At 73.9% G+C, this 18,269-nt stretch carries 15 protein-coding genes; 6 read left to right on the plus strand and 9 right to left on the minus strand.

Annotation, left to right across the window (positions count from 1 at the left end):
* Positions 1–930 (minus strand): amidohydrolase family protein (locus AC1DQC_RS17910; protein WP_477052586.1); only part of this gene is annotated, 930 nt, incomplete at its 3' end.
* A 42-nt stretch (positions 931–972) separates the two neighbouring features.
* Between AC1DQC_RS17910 and AC1DQC_RS17915 the strand changes: the two genes are divergently transcribed.
* Positions 973–1,968 carry an XdhC family protein gene (locus tag AC1DQC_RS17915; protein ID WP_477052587.1) on the plus strand — a complete coding sequence of 332 codons (996 nt, stop codon included), beginning with the start codon at positions 973–975 and terminating at the stop codon, positions 1,966–1,968.
* 124 nt (positions 1,969–2,092) lie between these two features.
* On the opposite strand, the gene AC1DQC_RS17920 is transcribed toward AC1DQC_RS17915, so the two are convergent.
* From AC1DQC_RS17920 to AC1DQC_RS17930, 3 genes are all read right to left on the minus strand, one after another.
* A complete protein-coding gene (locus tag AC1DQC_RS17920) occupies positions 2,093–4,801 on the minus strand; it encodes a molybdopterin-dependent oxidoreductase (protein WP_477052588.1) in 2,709 nt (902 codons plus the stop codon).
* Complete coding sequence (locus AC1DQC_RS17925) at positions 4,798–5,595, minus strand: FAD binding domain-containing protein (RefSeq protein WP_477052589.1); 798 nt, start codon at positions 5,593–5,595, stop codon at positions 4,798–4,800. Before AC1DQC_RS17925 ends, AC1DQC_RS17920 begins: the two co-directional genes overlap by 4 nt.
* A gap of 61 nt (positions 5,596–5,656) precedes the next feature.
* Entirely contained in the window at positions 5,657–7,159 is a 1,503-nt protein-coding gene (locus AC1DQC_RS17930; RefSeq protein ID WP_477052590.1) for an MFS transporter, read from the minus strand.
* 123 nt (positions 7,160–7,282) lie between these two features.
* On the opposite strand from AC1DQC_RS17930, the gene AC1DQC_RS17935 reads away from it, so the two are divergent.
* A complete protein-coding gene (locus AC1DQC_RS17935; RefSeq protein WP_477052591.1) occupies positions 7,283–7,675 on the plus strand; it encodes a VOC family protein in 393 nt (130 codons plus the stop codon).
* Positions 7,676–7,679: 4 nt separating this feature from the next.
* On the opposite strand, the gene AC1DQC_RS17940 is transcribed toward AC1DQC_RS17935, so the two are convergent.
* The 3 genes from AC1DQC_RS17940 to AC1DQC_RS17950 form a co-directional block, all read right to left on the minus strand.
* On the minus strand, positions 7,680–8,507 hold the full coding sequence (locus AC1DQC_RS17940) for a class II glutamine amidotransferase (protein ID WP_477052592.1): 828 nt from the start codon (positions 8,505–8,507) through the stop codon (positions 7,680–7,682).
* A gap of 79 nt (positions 8,508–8,586) precedes the next feature.
* The gene (locus AC1DQC_RS17945; RefSeq protein WP_477052593.1) at positions 8,587–9,240 is read right to left on the minus strand and encodes a hypothetical protein; all 654 of its coding nucleotides are present in this window, start codon (positions 9,238–9,240) and stop codon (positions 8,587–8,589) included.
* Positions 9,241–9,243: 3 nt separating this feature from the next.
* Positions 9,244–9,735: a MarR family winged helix-turn-helix transcriptional regulator gene (locus tag AC1DQC_RS17950; RefSeq protein ID WP_477052594.1), complete on the minus strand. Its 492-nt coding sequence runs from the start codon at positions 9,733–9,735 to the stop codon at positions 9,244–9,246.
* Between the two features lie 84 nt (positions 9,736–9,819).
* Between AC1DQC_RS17950 and AC1DQC_RS17955 the strand changes: the two genes are divergently transcribed.
* Both AC1DQC_RS17955 and AC1DQC_RS17960 read left to right on the plus strand, forming a co-directional pair.
* Complete coding sequence (locus AC1DQC_RS17955) at positions 9,820–10,431, plus strand: NADPH-dependent F420 reductase (protein WP_477052595.1); 612 nt, start codon at positions 9,820–9,822, stop codon at positions 10,429–10,431.
* Positions 10,428–11,279, plus strand: a complete 852-nt coding sequence (locus AC1DQC_RS17960) for a VOC family protein (protein WP_477052596.1) — start codon at positions 10,428–10,430, stop codon at positions 11,277–11,279. Before AC1DQC_RS17955 ends, AC1DQC_RS17960 begins: the two co-directional genes overlap by 4 nt.
* Before the next feature lies 1 nt (position 11,280).
* Here the strand turns inward: AC1DQC_RS17960 and AC1DQC_RS17965 are convergent, their stop codons facing one another.
* On the minus strand, positions 11,281–12,165 hold the full coding sequence (locus AC1DQC_RS17965; protein WP_477052597.1) for a hypothetical protein: 885 nt from the start codon (positions 12,163–12,165) through the stop codon (positions 11,281–11,283).
* Between the two features lie 26 nt (positions 12,166–12,191).
* The gene (locus tag AC1DQC_RS17970; protein ID WP_477052598.1) at positions 12,192–14,900 is read right to left on the minus strand and encodes a helix-turn-helix transcriptional regulator; all 2,709 of its coding nucleotides are present in this window, start codon (positions 14,898–14,900) and stop codon (positions 12,192–12,194) included.
* A 108-nt stretch (positions 14,901–15,008) separates the two neighbouring features.
* Here AC1DQC_RS17970 and AC1DQC_RS17975 point away from each other — a divergent pair, with 108 nt between their 5' ends.
* A complete protein-coding gene (locus AC1DQC_RS17975) occupies positions 15,009–16,088 on the plus strand; it encodes a class I SAM-dependent methyltransferase (RefSeq protein WP_477052599.1) in 1,080 nt (359 codons plus the stop codon).
* Positions 16,085–18,259 (plus strand): alpha/beta fold hydrolase, encoded by a 2,175-nt coding sequence (locus AC1DQC_RS17980; RefSeq protein ID WP_477052600.1) that lies wholly within the window; start codon positions 16,085–16,087, stop codon positions 18,257–18,259. Before AC1DQC_RS17975 ends, AC1DQC_RS17980 begins: the two co-directional genes overlap by 4 nt.
* Positions 18,260–18,269 lie beyond the last annotated feature (10 nt).

An 18,269-nucleotide genomic window follows, 5' to 3' on the forward strand; every position in this document is an offset into this window, starting at 1 on the left:
GGCCAGCAGGTGGCCGGCGTCGTTGGAGCCGCCGCCGCTGGTGCCGAGCCCGACGGCGACCCCCGCGTCGAGCAGCGCGGCCACCGGCGCGRCGCCCCAGCCCATCGGCAGGTCGCAGCCGGGCGCGTGCGTCGCCGTCACCCCGCTCGCCGCGAGGCGCGCGAGCTCGTCGTCGGTGATGCCGCACAGGTGCGCGAGCGTGACGTCGGGCGCGAGCCAGCCCCACTCGTCGAGCAGGTCCAGCGGGCGTCGGCCGTACCGCTCGACCGCGGCGACCACGTCGACCTGCTCGTTCGCCTGCGTGCGCCGGCGCAGGCCGTGCCGGGCCGCGACCTCCCCGAGCAGCCGGAACGTCTCAGGCCCGTCGCTGTGCACGCCCGCCGGTCCCACGGCCAGCTGCAGCATGCCGTCCTGCGGGAGGGCGGCCACGATCGCCTCGGCGGACAGCGCCGCACGCTCCGGGTCGTCGCGGGCGCTGCCGCGCACGAGCACGAGCCGGGCGCCGAGGCGCTGCGCGGCGTCGGCCGTGCCGCGGGCCACGTCGACCGAGGCGTCGACGTCGTCGGGCCAGGTGAGGTGGTGGTCGGCGACCGTCGTCACGCCGCTGAGCAGGGCCTCGGCCAGACCCGCGGCCGCCGCCGTCTCCGCGAGCTCGCCGTCCACGCCCGCGGCGGCGTAGGCCGCGGCCATCGTCGGCAGCCACGACGCCATGGGGACGCCGCGCGTGCCGGGCAGCGTGCGGAACGCCGTCTGCAGCAGGTGGTGGTGCGCGTTGACCAGCCCCGGCGTGACCACGCAGCCACCGACGTCGAGCACCTCGGCGCCGGGCGCGGCGTCGTGCGTGATCAGGCCGTCGGTCACGTGCACGTCCCCGACGCGCTCGGTCTGCGTATCGACGACGACGGCCAGGGCCCCGGAGAGTGTCAGCATGGGGACTTGCTAGCACCGCCACGTTGCGGGGAGGTGACCTGAGTGCTGGAGATCGCGGACCGCCTGCTCGCGCGTCTGACCGCCGGGCACCGCGTGGCCGTCGCCACGGTCGTGTCGATGACCGGCAGCGCGCCCACGGTCGTCGGCACCTCGATGGCCGTGGACGACACGGGCGCCGCCCTCGGCAGCGTGGCCGGCGGGTGCGTCGAGGGTGCCCTCTATGAGCTGTGCACCGCCGTGCTGGCCGGCGCCGCGCCCGGGGTGCAGGAGTACGGCGTCACCGATGAGGACGCGTTCGCCGTGGGCCTGACCTGCGGAGGAGTCCTGCGGGTGCACGCGCGCGAGCTCGGCGCCGCGGACCTCCCGCCGCTGTCCGCCGCCGCGCAGGGCAGGGACGCCGTCGTGGTCACGCCGCTCGACGGGGMGCTGCCGGCCGGGTCGGTGCCGTCGCTCGACCGCTCGGGACTGGTGCGCGTCGCCGGCCCGGACGGCGGCGTCGAGGTGTTCGTCGAGGTCGCCTCCGCGCCGCCGCGCATGCTCGTCTACGGCGCGCTCGAGTTCTCCGCCGCGCTCGCCTCGGCCGCGCGCGCCGTCGGGTACCGCGTGACGGTGTGCGACGCCCGCGCCGTGCTGGCCACGCCCCGTCGGCACCCGGGGGCCGACGAGGTCGTCGTCGACTGGCCCGTCCGCCACCTCGGCCTGCAGGTGCTGGGCCCGCGCGATGCCGTCTGCGTGATGGCGCACGACGACCGGTTCGACGCCGACCTGGTGCTGGCCGCGCTGCGTTCCGGCGCCGGCTACGTGGGAGCGATGGGCTCGCGGCGGACCCAGGACCGGCGGACCGCGGCCCTGGTCGAGCGCGGCGCCGTGCCCGAGGAGCTCGGCCGCCTGCACGCGCCCATCGGCCTGGACCTCGGCGCCTCGACCCCGGCCGAGACGGCGATCTCGGTGCTGGCGGAGATCCTCGCGTCCCGCGCGTCGTCCTCGGGCCTCCCCCTGACCACTCGCCGAGGCCCGATCCACGCCCCGCACCCCTGACCCTCCCCGCAACGTCCGCACAAAGACGGGTCCTGACCCCACTAAGCGCGGACGTTGCGCCTGCCTACTCCGTAGCGTCCGCACGAAGACGGGTCCTGACCCCTCTTTGTGCGGACGTTGCGCCTCATCTGTTCGTGAGGCGCCACAGGCGGTCGGCCGTCATCGGGAGCTCGGTCGGGCGGAGGCCCAGGGCGTCGCGGACGGCGTTGGCGAGGGCCGGGGCGACCGGGTTGTAGGGCGCCTCGCTCATCGACTTGGCGCCCAGCGGGCCGAGGTCGTCGGTGGTCTGGGCGAACAGCACCTCCGTGCGGGGCAGGTCGATCATCTGCGGCACGTGGTAGCTGCGGAACGAGGCGGTGGTCACGCGGCCCTCGTCGTCGAGCCGCATCTCCTCGTACAGCGCGCTGCCGACCGCCTGGCCGGTGCCCCCCTCGACCTGCCCGCGCAGCTGCTCGGGGTGCAGGACGGTCCCGGCATCGACGGCCTGGATCGAGCGCAGGACGGTCACCTCGCCGGTGTGCGGGTCGACGGCCACCCGGAAGGCGTGCACGTTGAAGGCCACGGACCGCGGGGAGCCGTCGTGGTTGCCCTGGCCGGTCAGCCCCGGCACCGCGCGCGCGATCTCCGTCAGCGGGACCCCGGCGGCAGCGTCGGGCGTCAGGCCCTCGTCCCACGTCCGCGGCTCGTCGCTCGGGTGGTCGCGCAGCGCCGCTGCGGCCGCCAGGACCTTCCCGCGCAGCTGGAGGGCCGCCCGATGGAGTGCCAGCCCGGCGACGACGACCCCGGCCGACCCGAACGCGCCCGTGTCGTACCCGGCGACGTCGGTGTCGGACTGCCGGATGACGATCCGGTCGACGGTCGTGCCCAGCGCCTGCGCGACCAGCTGGCCGTGCACGGTCGTGGTGCCGTTGCCGAACTCGGTGGTGCCGACGCTCGCCTCGTACCGGCCGTCGTCGAGCAGCCGGACGGTCGCCTCGGCGTAGTGCCCGCGCGGGGCGATGGTCGCGATCATCGCCACGGCCATCCCGTCCCCGACGAGCGTGCCGTCCGGCGCCGGCGGGTCGAGGGTGCGGTCGGCCAGAGCCCGCTGCGCGAGGTCGAGGCACTGGTCCAGGCCGTACGAGTTGATGCCCAGGTCGCCCACCTCGTCGGCATCGGTGACCAGCAGGCGGTCGCCCGGCACGACGACGTTGCGACGGCGCAGGTCGAACGGGTCGATGCCCGCGGACCGTGCCAGGTCGTCCATCGCGGACTCGATCGCGAAGATGATCTGCCCGAGCCCGTACCCGCGGAACGCGCCGCCGGGCAGCGTGTGGGTGTAGACGGCCTCGGCGTCGACGCGCTTGTTCGGGCAGCGGTAGACGGCCATCGACTCGCTCACGCCGTGGAACATGACGCCCGGGCCGTGGTTGCCGTACGCGCCGGTGTTGTTCAGCACGTCGATGCGCATCGCGGTGAGCACGCCGTCGGCGTCGGCGCCCAGCTCCACCTCGACGCGGACCGGGTGCCGGCTGGGCACGATCGTGAACTCGTCGGCGCGCGTCATCTCGTACTGCACGGCGCGGCCCGTGCGCAGGACGGCGAGTGCGACGACGTCCTCGGTGAGCAGCTCCTGCTTGCCGCCGAACCCGCCGCCGACCCGGCCGGTCAGCACCCGCACCCCGTCCTCCGCGAGGCCGAAGATGTGGGCGATCTCCTTGCGGACCAGGTACGGGACCTGGGTGCTGGTGCGCAGGACCAGCCGGCCGTCCTCGTCGAGCCAGCCGCGGGTCGCGTGCGTCTCCAGCGCGGCGTGCGAGACGCGGCTGGTCCGGTACGTGCCGCTCACCCGGTGGGCCGACGACGCCAGCGCCTCGGTCACGGAGCCCATCTCGGCGTGCAGCTGCGCGACGACGTTGCGGCCCGGCTCCGAGATGCGCGCCTCGGGGCCCTTGTCGCCGTGCACGAGGGGCGCGCCCGGCTGCCGCGCCGACTCGGGGTCGACGACCGCCGGCAGCACCTCGTACTCGACGCGCAGCAGCGCCCGCGCGCGCTCGGCCTCCCGCAGCGACTCGGCGACCACGATGGCGACCCGCTGGCCGCGGAACCGCAGGACGTCGTCGAGCACGCGGGTGTCGTCGGGGTCGTCGAGGCGGGACTCGTGCCGGGCGGTCGAGAAGAGCGTCGCGGGGGAGTCCTCGTGGGTGAGGACGGCGAGGACGCCCGGCGCGGCGAGCGCGTCGGTGGCGTCGATCGACACGATCAGGGCGTGCGCGTGCGGGCTGCCCAGCACGGCGAGGTGCGCGAGGTCCGTGGCGGGGACGTCGAGCGTGAACGGCTCGCGACCGGTGACGATCCGGCGGGCGGCGGGCGAGCGGACCGACCGGCCGGCGTCCTGCCCGGCCAGCGGCTCGACGGTGTTGCGCCGACGGGCCACGGCGTCGCAGATCGAGCGGTACCCCGTGCACCGGCAGAGGTTGCCCTTGAGCAGCCGCGCGGTCTCGTGGTCGTCGCCCTCGGCGAGGTCCAGGCCCGCCACGGTCGTGACCATCCCCGCCGTGCAGAACCCGCACTGGAAGGCGGCTGCGTCGACGAACGCCTGCTGGACCGGGTGCGGCTCGTCGACCGTGCCGAGCCCCGACACGGTGGTGACCGAGCGCCCGTCGGCGCGGTAGGCGGGCACCAGGCACGAGTGGGTGGGCCGGCCGTCGAGCAGCACCGTGCACGCGCCGCAGTCGCCCGTGTCGCAGCCCTTCTTGACCTCGACGTGCCCGTGCTCGCGCAGGAGCGTGCGCAGCACCTGGCCCGGCGCCGGGTCGGCGTCGAGCGGTGCGCCGTTGACCTCGAACCTCATGCGAGCTCCTCCCGCACCTGCTCGGCGAGCCGCAGCGTCATGGCCCGCCGCCAGTCCGGCGCGCCGTGGGGGTCGTCGTACCAGTCGTCCACCCGCTCGACCGCGGCGCGCAGCTCGTCGGCCGAGGGCACGTCCGCGAACGCGAGCCGGTGCGGGTGCGTCACGCCGGCGGTGAGAGTGACGACGAGCCCGTCGCCTGACCGGCGGCCGACGACGATCGCGCCGGAACGGCCGTGGCGGGTCAGCGCGACGCGGCGGAACACCGCCCGCTCGGCCAGCACCGCCGCGTCGAGCTCGAGGGAGCGCAGCACCTCGCCGGGCGCGAGGGTCGTCGTCCGCACCCCCGTGACGAAGTTGGCGACCGGCTGCCGTCGCTCGCCGCCGTCCGGCGCCCACACGACCGCGGTCGCGTCGAGCGCCACGGCGAGCGTGGTGAGCGCGCCGGCGGGCAGCGCCACGCAGACGTTGCCGCCGACGGTCGCCCAGTCCCAGATCTTCTCCGACGCCACCAGCGAGCGAGCGCACCGCGCGACCAGGTGCTGCGACGCCCAGCCCGGCACGGGCGGGTGGTCGACCAGGGTGCGGATCGTGCACGTGGCCGCCACGGAGAGGCCACCGGGCGTCACCTCGATCGCCGGCCAGCGCAGCGTGGTGAGGTCGACCAGCTCCGTCAGGTCCGGCTGCGGCTCGGAGAACAGCCACGTGCCGCCGGCCAGGGGCGCGCCGCCGGGACCGAGCGCGAGGTCGGTCCGGTCGTGTGCCGCGCGGATGCGGTCCAGCGAGGTCAGGTCCATGGTCTGCCGAGTGAACCGTACCCACGTGTCGGGGATGTGACGCGGCCCAGGGCCGCGACGGTCAGCGGATGTTGTCGCTCGCCCCCGTCGCGCGGACGGCGCCCCGTCGGCGCGTCGACGTGAGCGGGTCGGCGATGTCCTCCAGCGACTTGCGTTCGGCGTCGACGCCGATGAACCACGCGACCAGACCGCCGGTGAGCATGAGGGCCGCGCCCAGCAGGTAGCCGAGCGTGAGCGGCCCGCGGGAGTCGCCCTCGCCCACCAGCGCCGCGTACAGCGCGGCGGCCGCGGCACCTGAGAGCTGCGCGATGCAGAAGAAGAAGGCGATCGCCTGCCCGCGCAGCTCGAGCGGGAAGATCTCGCTGACCGTGAGGTACGCCGAGGACGCGCCCGCCGAGGCGAAGAAGAAGCAGATGCACCACAGGATCGTCTGCGTGACGGCGGTCAGCATGTCCGCGGCGAACAGCGCCGCCGCCACGGCGAGCACGACGGACGAGATCCCGTAGGTCAGCAGGATCATCCTGCGGCGACCCCACACGTCGAACAGGTGCCCGAGGAGCAGCGGACCGAGCAGGTTCCCGAAGGCGAACGGGATGAAGTAGAGCGGGACCTTGCCGCTCGGGACGTCGAAGAAGTTGGTGAGCACCAGCGCGTAGCTGAAGAAGATCGCGTTGTAGAGGAACGACTGCGTGATCATCATCGTGCCGCCGAGGATCGCGCGGCGTCGGTACTCGGAGAACATGATCCTCGCGACGTGCAGGATCGGGATCGACTTCTCGCTGACCACCTCGATGGCCTTGCTCTCGTCGACCGGCGGCAGCTCGACGCCCTGCCCGCGGACCGTCTCCTCGATCCCGTCGATGGTGGCCTCGGCCTCCTTGGCGTACCCGTGCGTGAGCTGCCAGCGCGGGCTCTCGGGGATGTGCCGCCGGATGTAGATGATCACCAGGCCCAGCACCGGTCCGATGAAGAAGCAGATCCGCCAGCCCCAGAAGATGGGCACGAGGTCGGGGTTGAGCAGCACCAGCGCGCCGAGGGACCCGATGAGCGCGCCGGCCCAGTACGTGCCGTTCACGGCGATGTCCACCCGGCCGCGGAAGTGCGCGGGGATCAGCTCGTCGATGGCCGAGTTGATCGCGGTGTACTCCCCGCCGATCCCCATGCCCGCGATGAACCGGAACACGAGGAACGACGTCAGGTTCCACGAGAGCCCGCCCAGACCGCTGCCGACCAGGTAGATCACGAGGGTCAGGATGAACAGCCGCCGCCGACCCAGCCGGTCCGTCAGCCGACCGAAGACCAGGGCCCCGACGACCTGTCCGACGAGGTACGCCGAGGCCAGGAGCCCGACCTGCGCCGGCGAGATGCCCAGCCCGCTCTCCGGCTCCGTGAGGACGGATCCGACGTTCGCGACGAGCTGGATCTCGAGCCCGTCGAGGATCCACGAGACGCCGAGCCCGACGACCACCATCCAGTGGAACCTCGTCCAGGGGAGCCGGTCGAGGCGGGCCGGGATGAGGCTCCGCACCGCAGCCGGCTGTGCTTCACCCGTGGTTGTGCTCATGCGCGCTCCAGCGTCCTGTCTGGATCGACGCGCCGCTGCTGGACCTCGACCCGGGGAACGTATGACCGTCCCGGGGTGCTCGCAACAGATGAGCGACGCGCCGCGCCCGGCTAGCGTCGGTCCATGACCATTCACCTGCGCCAGCCGACGGTGGACTGCGCGGAGCCCCGCGACCTGGCGGAGTTCTACCGCGGGCTCCTCGGGTGGGAGTACGCGCCTGGGCACGAGACCGTCGACCCGGACGGCGACGAGTTCCTGCTGCTCGTCGACCCCGAGCTCGGCACCCGGCTGGGCTTCCAGCGGTCCGACGCCGTCGTCCCGCCGTGGCGCAGCGACGCCCGGGTCCACGTCGACTTCACGGTCCTGGACCTCGCGGCGGCCCACGAGCACGCCGTGCGGCACGGCGCGCGCCCGTTGACCGGCACGCCCGAGGAGGAGGGCCACCCCGAGGACCCGTTCCGGGTCTATGCGGACCCGACAGGGCACCCGTTCTGCCTCTGCCTCGAGCACGGGTGACGGCTCAGGCCGGCACGAACGGCCGCAGCTCCTCCTGACCGTCGTCGATCACCAGGTATGTGCTCTCGGGCACCTCGTGCCACGCGCCCTTGAGGTCGCCCAACGGCTCCGACACGACGATCCGCGTGGTGTCCGCGAGCCCGTGCAGGAGCGGGTTCTCGGGGTACTGCTCGCGCAGCACGGCCACGTCGGCATTGCGGAACAGCGAGCGCGACTGGCCCTCGGTCGAGTAGCGGAACGCCCAGAGCCGCGTCCCGTCGGTGGTCGCGACGGTCATCTGCACGGGGAACGCCACGTCGTGCCGGCCGGCCACCTCCTCGACGAAGCCGACCGCGCGGGCGACGGCGGTCGGCGGGTCGTCCTCCAGGCCGAACGTGAGGGCCAGGTAGAACAGCAGCTCGGAGTCGGTCGACCCCTCGATGAGCGGGAACAGGTCCGGGTCCACCGCCATCGCCATCTCCCGCTTGTAGCTCGAGAACCCGGCGAGCAGCCCGTTGTGCATCCACAGCCACCGTCCGTGGCGGAACGGGTGGCAGTTGGTCTGCTGCACGGCGGACCCGCTCGTCGCGCGGATGTGCGCGAGGACCACGCCGGAGCGGACGTGGGCGGACAGCTCCTGCAGGTTGCGGTCGCTCCACGCCGGCTCGATGCTCCGGAAGACGCCGGGCGTGGGGGAGTGCTCGTCGTACCAGCCGAGGCCGAACCCGTCCCCGTTGGTCGCCTCGGCCCCGAGCCGGCTGTGCAGGCTCTGCACGATCAGCGAGTTCGTCGGCTTGTAGAGCAGGTCCTCGATGAGGACGGGCGATCCGGTGTACGCGAGCCAGCGACACATGTCGGCCTCCTTGCCGTGCGGCTGCCCCCAGCACACCAGGTGCGCGCGCGGATGTCTGCACCCTGTGGCCGCGCGGCTGTCACCAGGGCGGCGTCGGCAGACCCTCGTCGTAGGCGCCGCCCGGCCCGCAGCCACCCACGTACCCGTCCGGCATCCGCGGGTACACCTCGGTCCAGTAGGTGCGCGCGAGGTGCGCGGCCTCGAGCGGCGACGCCCCGAGCGCCGCGGCCATCGACGCGTCCCGCTGCACGGCGGCGCACTCCGCCCGGGCCTCGTCCGTGATCCCGACCATGTGCATGGTCTCGTGGGTGAGCACGTGCACGGCGATCACCTGGTCGAGCGTGGGCGCGGCCTTCGACGACCACAGCCACGCGCGCACGTGGGCGCACGGCTCCCGCTTGATCAGGGTCTGGTGCTCGGGAATCCCGTCCGGGCCCCAGCGGACGAAGCCCAGCTCCGGGCCCAGGTCGAGGAACGCCTGCCCGAGCCCCTGGCAGTGCACCCGCACGGGCTCGCCCGCGACCTCGGCGGCGGCGCGCTGCAGCCGGTGCTCGACGACGGACTGCACGACGAGCGGGACGGCGCAGCAGAGGGCGAGGACGAGGGACAGCCCGACGCTGATCGTCGGGAAGGGCGCGACGCGACCGAGGGCGTCGACGCGGTGCAGCACCCAGCGCACCGCGAGGCCCGCGGCGAGGGTGAGGAGGCCGATCAGCGTGAGGGTGAGCAGCACACCTCAGTCATCGGCCGTCCCGGGCGCCACCATGACGTGCGCGGGGTCGAGGACCTCGAGGATGCGGCCCATGATCCGGTCGAGGTCGGCCACGTCGGTCGCGGTCAGCGGGTCGATCACCGTGGCCAGCACGGTGCCGGCGTGGCCCGGGGCGGCGGCCACGACCGCGTCCCAGCCGGCGGGCGTGAGGACGGCGTTCGTCGCCCGGCGGTCGTCCGCGCAGGCCTCGCGCCGGACCAGCCCGCGCTTCTCCAGGCGCGACACCACGTGGGAGAGCCGGGCGAGCGTCGCGTTGGTGTGCGCGGCGAGGGCGGTCATCCGAAGCGTGCGGTCGGGTGCCTCGGAGAGCATGGCGAGCGTGAAGTACTCGAAGTGGCTCAGTCCGGAGTCGCGCTGGAGCTGGGTCTCGAGCGTGCCCGGGAGCAGCTCGACGACGGCGATGAGCTTCTTCCAGGCGCGCAGCTGCTCGTCGTCCAGCCATCGCACCTCGCCCATGCAAGAGACCCTATCAAATACTTGACGCTACAAGTATTAGAGGTACAGTTGTTGAAGCGACAACCAATCACTCAGGAGGACGCTGTGAGCACTGTGACGATCATCGGGGCGGGCAACATGGGCTCGGCCATCGCGTGGCGGGTCATCGCCGGCGGCAACGACGCGCAGGTGCTCACGCGGCAGCCGCTCAAGGTCGCCATCCCGGGTGCGACGCACGGCACGGTCGGCGACCCGCTCACCGGCGACATCGTGGTCCTCGCGCTGCCCTACGGGGCCTACGACGAGGTCCTCGCCCGGTACGCGGGCCAGCTCGACGGCAAGGTGCTCGTCGACCTGTCCAACCCCGTCGACTTCGCCACCTTCGACGAGCTCGTCGTCCCCGCCGGCAGCTCAGCGGCGGCGGTGCTCGCCGAGGCGGTGCCGGGGGCGTCCGTGCTCAAGGCGTTCAACACCACGTTCGCCGCCACGCTGCGCAGCGGCGAGGTCGGCGAGGAGAAGACGGCCGTGCTCATCGCGGGCGACGACGGGGACGCCAAGTCGGCCCTCGCCGGGATCGTCGAGGCGGGCGGCCTGCGGGCCGTCGACGCGGGCTCCCTCAAGCGGGCCCACGAGCTCGAGGCCGTGGGCTTCCTCCAGATGACGCTGGCCGCGGCGGAGAAGACGTCGTGGACCGGCGGGTTCGGGCTGACGGCATGAGCGAGATCCTCGACGCCCGGACCGACGTCGGCGCCGTCACCCTCAAGGTGGGCGACCTCGACGCCATGACGGACTACTACTCCCGCGGCATCGGCCTGCAGGTGCTCGGCGCCGAGGGGGACCGCGTGACGCTCGGACGCCAGGGCGTCCCGGCGGTCGTGCTCGAGCACACGCCGCTGCTCAAGCACGCGCCGTCGTCCGCCGCCGGCCTCTTCCACACGGCGATCCTGTTCGACCAGCAGGCCGACCTGGCCTCGTCGGTCTTCTCCGTGGCGCGGCACTTCCCCGCGTCGTTCACCGGCAGCTCCGACCACCTGGTCTCCAAGGCGCTGTACTTCGACGACCCCGAGGGCAACGGCGTCGAGCTGTACTGGGACCGGCCGCGCGAGCAGTGGGGCTGGGAGAAGGGGCGCGTGGCGATGGCCACCGAGTACCTCGACCCGAACGGGTTCCTGCGGGAGAACCTCGCGGACCCCGACGCGCTCGACGGCGCGGCCGCCGTGGGCCACGTGCACCTCAAGGTGGGCGACATCGCCACGGCCCACCAGTTCTACGTCGAGACCGTCGGCTTCGAGGTCACCGCCGAGTACGGCACGCAGGCGCTCTTCGTCTCCGCGGGCGGGTACCACCACCACCTGGCCATGAACACGTGGCAGAGCCGCGGCGCGCAGGGCCGGTGGCCGGCGCTCGGGCTGGGCGAGGTCACCATCGAGCTGCCGACGGCCGACGAGCGCGGGGCTCTGGCCGCGCGCCTGGCCAGCCGTGGCGTGGCGGTCCGCGACGCCGGCGACGTGCTCGCGTTCGAGGACCCGTGGAACAACGAGATCCAGGTCGTGGTCGCGGGCTGAGTCACGCCTCCGGCGGGACGGTCTCGACGGCCTCCTCGTCCCAGTTCTCCGCCGTCTGCAACGCCCAGAAGACGGCGAAGAGCACGAGCAGGACGGCCTCGACCACGAGGATCGTCGCGAACCAGAGCGTGCCGCCTGCGAGCACCGTGACCCCGTAGTTGACGCTCGCGACGACGATCGTCAGCACCATGAGCAGGCTGATCGCCTTGTACGCGCGGGCGTACCCGTCGGGCGTCATGCCGCGGCCGTTGCCCCGCTCGACCGCGCGCCGGCCGTTGATCCACGCGACGGCCGAGATGAGGACGAAGAACGCGATCGCCGCCGCGTAGTGGGCGCCGACCAGGAACGTGTCGAACGAGACGACGAACCAGAGGCCGAACGCGAGCCACACGCCGGTCGCGACGACGAGGGCGAGGGTGATGACGCGGCCGCGGGGCTGCGCGCTGCACCACGCGAAGGCCAGGCACACGGCCCCCACGACGAGGAGCGCGCTGACGTTGTTCCGTACGCCGGGCTGGACCTCGGCCGGCGTGCACGTCTCGACGTTCGCCGCGCAGCCGACCCGCAGGGGCGCCGGCACGAACGCCACCAGCGGGATGAGCATGCCGGCGAGGTCCAGCAGCGCGTCCTCCCAGCCGGGCCGGCCCTTGATCGCGATGAGCGCGGGGGCGAGGGCGACCAGCGACCCGACGAGCACGGCCCGCACGGGGGTGTAGTAGTACGCGCTGATCGAGCCCAGCCGGGGGCTGTCGCCCCAGATCATCTCGATCGCCAGGGACGTGACCAGGAGCAGGACCAGCACGAGGACCGACACGCGCAGGTAGCGGTAGGTCTTGCGGGTGGTCAGGTCGAGGGCGACGGTGCCCCCCGGCGCGTCGTCTGTCATCCGGCCAGGCTAGGTCCGGTCCTCGGCTACCGCGGGATGGCGCCCGCCAGCTCGCTGCGCGAGCGCACCCCGAGCTTCAGGTACACGTTGCGCAGGTGGTACTCGATCGTCTTCGGGCTGAGGAACAGCGCGGCGGCGGCCTCCCGGGTGGTGCGCCCGCCGGCGAGCATGCGGGCCACCTGCAGCTCCTGGGGCGTGAGGTGGTCGAGGCCGGTGGCGCTGCGCCGCTGGGCGGTCTCGCCCGTGGCGCGCAGCTCGGCGGCCGCCTGGTCGGCCCACGGGACTGCACCGAGCCGCTCGAACGTCGCGAGCGCGGCCCGCAGGTGCGGGCGGGCGTCGACCCGGCGCTTCAGCCGCCGCATGCGGGAGCCGTAGGCCAGCTCGGTGCGCGCCGTCTCGAAGTCGTCCGGGGTGTGGCCGTGGTAGCCGAGCGCGACCGAGAAGCACACGTCGACCACGGTGTCCGGGCAGGTCAGGCCGGCGGCGCGGGCCGCGCGGGCCAGCGACCACGGCTGGCCCTTGAGCTCGGCGCGCTCCGTCAGCGACGCCGCCAGCGCGTGCGCCTCGGCGTCCCGACCCAGGTGCACGAGCGCCTCGACCATCTCCGCCGCGGGGGACAGGTCGACGTCGACGAGCCCGAGCTCGGTGAGCAACCGGTCGAGGGCGACGTAACCGTCGAGCGCGGCCTCGACGTGCCCGGCGCCCAGCTCGAGCTCGGCCAGGGCCGTCATCGCCCACGCCTGGAAGAACCCGAGGTGGTGCGTGCGAGCGATGTCCAGCGCCTCGGCGGCGTGGGACCGGCACGCGTCGACGTCGCCGCGGCGCGCCTCGAGCCACGCCAGGCCCGCCAGGCAGGCCGCGACGTCCGTCGACTGGCCGGCCTCGCGGGCGAGCTGGACCGCCTCCGTGTAGCCGACGACGGCGTCGTCCCAGCGGTCGGTCGTCGCCTGGTCGCGCGCGACGTAGAACAGCAGGATCGGGAGGCCGCCGATGTCGGTGCGGGCGCGGGTGTGGCCGACGACGGTCGGGATCACGTCGCGCCCGACGGCGCTCTCGCGCAGGTAGAGCGGCCCGACGACGAGCCACGGCGCCAGCTGCGGGTCCGCGAGGAACTGCTCCGCCTGGGCGATCCCCGCCCGCAGCAGGTCGGGGCCGCCGTGCCCGGTGAGGACGCCGGCGACCGCGGTCGCCATCGTGCCCACCCACCTCGCCCGGGCCGTCTGCGGCTCGAGCTGTTCGATCCGGGCCGCGGCCGACGTCGCGGCGGCGATGTCCCCGGCGAACTGGCATGCCTGGATCCCGTCGGCGAGCAGCCAGGTCGCGGCGTCGGGGTCGTCGTCGGCGGCCGCGAGACCGGCCGTGATGAGGATGTCCCGGGCGCGTTCGATCGATCCCGTGCGCAGCGCGACCGCCCCGTCGAGCGCCGCGGCGCGGATCCGCAGGTCCGAGGTCTGCGGCAGCGAGGACGCGCGGGCGAGCAGGTCGACCGCGGCGTCCGGCAGCCCGGCGCGCCATGCGCTCTCCGCGGCCGACACCAGGCGTCGCGCCCGGTCGGCCGGGTCCGGTGTGAGCCGTGCGGCGCGCTCGAACCCGGCCGCCGCGACCGCGTGGGCGCCGCGCGCACGGGCGCGCGTCGCGGCGTCGTCGAGCACGGTTGCGACGGCGGCGTCGGGCTCGGCCGTCGCCTCGCCGAGGTGCCAGGCCMGCCGGTCGGCGTCGTCGGGCGGCACCGCCCGGGCGAGTGCCGCGTGGACCGCGCGCAGGGTGGCCGGCGCGGCCTCCGCGTAGATGCCCGAGCGGACGAGGTCGTGCCGGAACGTCACGCGGTCGGTGCCGACCGTCAGCAGCTGCGCCTGCGCGGCCTCGTCGAGGTCGGCCACGGAGACGTCGAGCAGCGCGCATGCCCGGGCGGTCACCGCGAGGTCGCCGCCGGCCGCCGCGGCGACGAGGACGGCGGTCCGCGAGGCCGGGGACAGGAAGTCCGCGCGACGGGCGAACGTCCTGGCCAGCGAGGCCGGCACCGGGACGGGCGCGCCGGGCGGGAGGGCGTCGACCCCCTCGTCCGTCAGCTCGAGGAGCGCCAGTGGGTTGCCCCCGGTCGCCGCGAGCAGGCGGGCGCGGGCGTCCGGAGACAGGCGGTGGCCCACCGAGCCGGCCAGCGACGCCGCGTCCTCGTCCGCGAGCCCGCCGAGCGCGAGCGTCGGCAGGCCGGCCGAGCCCACCACGGACGGACCCTCGTCGCGGACCGCCAGCAGCACGACCACGGGATCGGCCGTGAGCCGCCGGGCGGCGAAGCACAGCGCCTGCGCCGACGGCGGGTCGAGCAGGTGGGCGTCGTCGACGAGCACGGCGACGGGCCCGTCCTCGGCCGCCCGGCTGAGCAGGCTGAGCACCGCCGCGCCGACCGCGAACCGCTCGCCGCCGGAGCCTGGGACGAGCGCGAGCGCGGAACCGAGCGCCTCGGCCTGGGGCGCCGGGATGGCGTCGAGCAGGCCGAGCACGGGCCGCAGGAGCTGGAGCAGCCCCCCGAACGGCACCTCGCGCTCGGCGTCGATGCCCGCCGCCCGCAGCACGCGCATCCCCGCGTCGGCCACGGCAGCCGCGGCGTCCTCGAGCAGCGCGCTCTTGCCGATCCCCGCCTCACCGGTGAGCACGAGCGTGCCGCTCTCGCCCACGCGGGCCGAGGCCACCAGCTTCCCGATGACCTGGCGCTCGCGCTCGCGGCCGACCAGCACGGATCGAGTCTAGGGAGCGGACCAGGGGGGTCCCCTGATCCGACGACCCGCCCGTCAGGGCGAGTGTCGAGTCACGACAGATCCCCCCCTTCCAAGGAGCGCAGGACCATGACCGAGACCCTTCCTCAGCGGACCATCGACCCCGAGAAGCTCATGGGCTTCGTCTTCCGCGCCGTCGACGAGGTCGGCGCCACCTTGAACACGGCGCTGGTCGTGATGGGCGACAAGCTCGGCTACTACACCGCGATGGCCGACGGCCGGCCGATCACGCCGGCTGAGCTGGCCGAGCAGACCGGCACCAGCGAGCACTACGCGCGGGAGTGGCTCAACAACCAGGCAGCGGGCGGCTACGTCGAGTACGACGCCGAGACCCGCCGGTACACGCTGCCGGCCGAGCACGCCGTCGCGCTGACCGACGAGACCAGCCCGGCGTACCTGCCCGGGTTCTTCCAGCTGGCCTACGGCGCCGTCCGGGACGCCGAGGAGATCTTCTCGGTCGCCAAGGACGGCGACGGGCTCGGCTGGCACGCACACAACGGCGACGTCCACCACGGCTGCGAGCGCTTCTTCCGCACGATGTACAACGGGCACCTGCTCACCGAGTGGATCCCGGCGCTGGACGGCGTCCAGGCGAAGCTCGAGGCGGGCGCCCGCGTGGCCGACGTCGGCTGCGGGCACGGCGCCTCCACGATCCTGCTGGCCAAGGCGTTCCCGCGGTCCACGTTCGTCGGCTCGGACTACCACGCCGAGTCGATCGCGGTGGCGCGCGAGCGGGCCGTCGCGGCGGGCGTCGCCGACCGGGTCACGTTCGAGGTGGCGTCGGCGACCGAGTTCACCGGCACGGGCTACGACCTGATCGCGGTCTTCGACGCCCTGCACGACATGGGCGACCCGGTGGGGGCGGCCCGGCACGTTCGCGACGCGATCGCCGACGACGGCACGTGGATGGTGGTCGAGCCCATGGCGGGCGACCGCGTCGAGGACAACCTCAACACGGTCGGCCGGACGTACTACGGCTTCTCCACGCTGGTCTGCACCCCCGCCTCGCTCAGCCAGGACGTCGGGCTCGCGCTCGGCACGCAGGCCGGCCCGGCCAAGATCCGCGACGTCTCCACGGCCGCCGGGTTCACCGGCTTCCGCACCGCCGCGAGCACGCCGTTCAACAACGTGTTCGAGGTGCGCCCGTGACGCAGGGCACCCCGCAGGCGGACACTGCTCGGGTGACCCCGCGTCGCCCGAGCAGGTCCGCCGATCCCGACGACGTCGGCGTCGTGGTGCGGGACGGGGTCGAGCTCGCCTACGAGGTGTACGGCCAGGACCACGCGCCGACGGTGGTGCTGGTCCCCACCTGGTCGATCGTGCCGTCGCTGTTCTGGAAGGCCCAGCTCGGCTTCCTCGCGCGGCACTACCGGGTGATCACGTTCGACGGGCGGGGGAGTGGTCGCTCCGGGCGGCCCGAGGGCGCGGCCGCGTACACGGACGTCGAGTACGCCGCCGACATCGTCGCCGTGCTCGACGCGACGGACACCGCGGCCGCCGTGCTGGTCACCGAGTCGTGCGGGGCGTCGTGGGCTGTGCACGTGGCCGCGAAGCACCCCGCGCGCGTGACCGGGCTGATGGCCATCGCCCCGTCGTGCGGCCTGGACGTGGCGACGCCCGGCCGCGACCACGTGCCGTGGGACGAGCCGCTCGACGACACCCACGGCTGGGCCAAGTACAACAAGCACTACTGGCTGGGCGGCGGGTACGACGACTTCACGGCGTTCTTCTTCCGGCACATGTTCCCCGAGCCGCACTCGACCAAGCAGATCGAGGACTGCATCGGGTGGGCGCACGAGATCATGCCGCAGGTGCTCGCGGACACCACCGCCGGCCGGCTGGGGTGCGACGGCGCGGTGTGCGAGCCGATCGCGCCGCTCGCGCAGCAGGTCACCTGCCCGGTGGTCGTGGTCCACGGCACCGACGACCGGATCCGGCCGCAGGCGTTCGGCGAGAAGCTGGCCGAGCTCACCCGCGGCGACCTCGTCCTGCTCGAGGGAGCCGGTCACGGCCCGTCCGCGCGTGACCCGGTGAAGGTCAACCACCTCATCGCGCAGTTCATCGACCGGCTCCACCCGGTGCCGCCGCGGCGGACCTGGCGGCGTGCCGCGAGCCGGGCGCCCCGCGCGCTGTACCTCTCGTCGCCGATCGGCCTGGGCCACGCGCAGCGCGACGTCTCCATCGCCGCCGAGCTGCGCGCGCGGCGCCCCGGGCTGCAGATCGACTGGCTGGCGCAGAACCCGGTCACGCGCGTGCTCGCGCAGCACGGTGAGCGGGTCCACCCGGCGTCGGCGTGGCTGCGCAACGAGTCAGGGCACATCGAGCACGAGGCCGGGGAGCACGACCTGCACGCGTTCCAGGCGATCCGCCGGATGGACGAGATCCTCGTGCACAACTTCATGGTGTTCGACGAGGTCGTGGCCGACGGGGACTACGACCTGGTCGTCGGCGACGAGGCGTGGGACGTCGACTACTTCCTGCACGAGAACCCGGAGCTCAAGCGGTTCGCGTTCGCGTGGATGACCGACTTCGTCGGCTGGCTGCCGATGCCCGACGGCGGCGCCCGGGAGGCCGCGCTGACCGCCGACTACAACGCCGAGATGATCGAGCAGCGCGCCCGGTTCGCGCGCGTGCGGGACCGGTCGGTGTTCGTCGGCGACCCGGACGACGTCGTCGAGGACGACTTCGGCCCGGGCCTGCCCAGCATCCGCGCGTGGACCGAGGCGAACTTCGACTTCGCCGGGTACGTCACGGGATTCGACCCGGCCGCGGTGGAGGGGACGTCGCAGCTCCGCGCCGAGCTCGGGGTCGGGCCGGGGGAGAAGCTCTGCCTGGTCACCGTGGGCGGGTCCGGCGTCGGCACGTCCCTGCTGCGGCGCGTCATGGACACCGTGCCGCTGGTGCGCGAGGCGGCGCCGGAGATCCGGTTCGCCTTCGTCACCGGTCCGCGCATCGACCCCGCCTCGCTCCCGGCGTACGAGGGGTCGACGGTGCTCGGCTACGTGCCCGACCTGTTCCGCCACCTCGCGGCGTGCGACGTCGCCGTGGTGCAGGGCGGGCTGACCACGACCATGGAGCTCACCGCGCTGAACAAGCCGTTCGTCTACGTGCCCCTGCGGCACCACTTCGAGCAGAACATGCACGTGCGCAAGCGCCTCGACCGGTACGAGGCCGGCCGGCACCTCGCGTACGAGGACGCGCAGGACCTCGACGCGCTCGCGGACGCGATCCTCAAGGAGGCCGGGCGCGACGTCCGCTACCGCCCGGTGCGCACCGACGGCGCGGCGCGGGCGGCAACGCTGCTGGCCGACCTCGTCTAGGCCCCGGGGG

Source organism: Cellulomonas sp. P4_H12 (assembly GCF_056400905.1).

Bases quoted from the DNA above. Each gene is read 5' to 3' on its own strand.
- AC1DQC_RS17920 (WP_477052588.1), bottom strand. From the start codon at position 4,801: ATGAGGTTCGAGGTCAACGGCGCACCGCTCGACGCCGACCCGGCGCCG.
- AC1DQC_RS17925 (WP_477052589.1), bottom strand. From the start codon at position 5,595: ATGGACCTGACCTCGCTGGACCGCATCCGCGCGGCACACGACCGGACC.
- AC1DQC_RS17930 (WP_477052590.1), bottom strand. From the start codon at position 7,159: ATGAGCACAACCACGGGTGAAGCACAGCCGGCTGCGGTGCGGAGCCTC.
- AC1DQC_RS17935 (WP_477052591.1), top strand. From the start codon at position 7,283: ATGACCATTCACCTGCGCCAGCCGACGGTGGACTGCGCGGAGCCCCGC.
- AC1DQC_RS17940 (WP_477052592.1), bottom strand. From the start codon at position 8,507: ATGTGTCGCTGGCTCGCGTACACCGGATCGCCCGTCCTCATCGAGGAC.
- AC1DQC_RS17950 (WP_477052594.1), bottom strand. From the start codon at position 9,735: ATGGGCGAGGTGCGATGGCTGGACGACGAGCAGCTGCGCGCCTGGAAG.
- AC1DQC_RS17960 (WP_477052596.1), top strand. From the start codon at position 10,428: ATGAGCGAGATCCTCGACGCCCGGACCGACGTCGGCGCCGTCACCCTC.
- AC1DQC_RS17965 (WP_477052597.1), bottom strand. From the start codon at position 12,165: ATGACAGACGACGCGCCGGGGGGCACCGTCGCCCTCGACCTGACCACC.
- AC1DQC_RS17975 (WP_477052599.1), top strand. From the start codon at position 15,009: ATGACCGAGACCCTTCCTCAGCGGACCATCGACCCCGAGAAGCTCATG.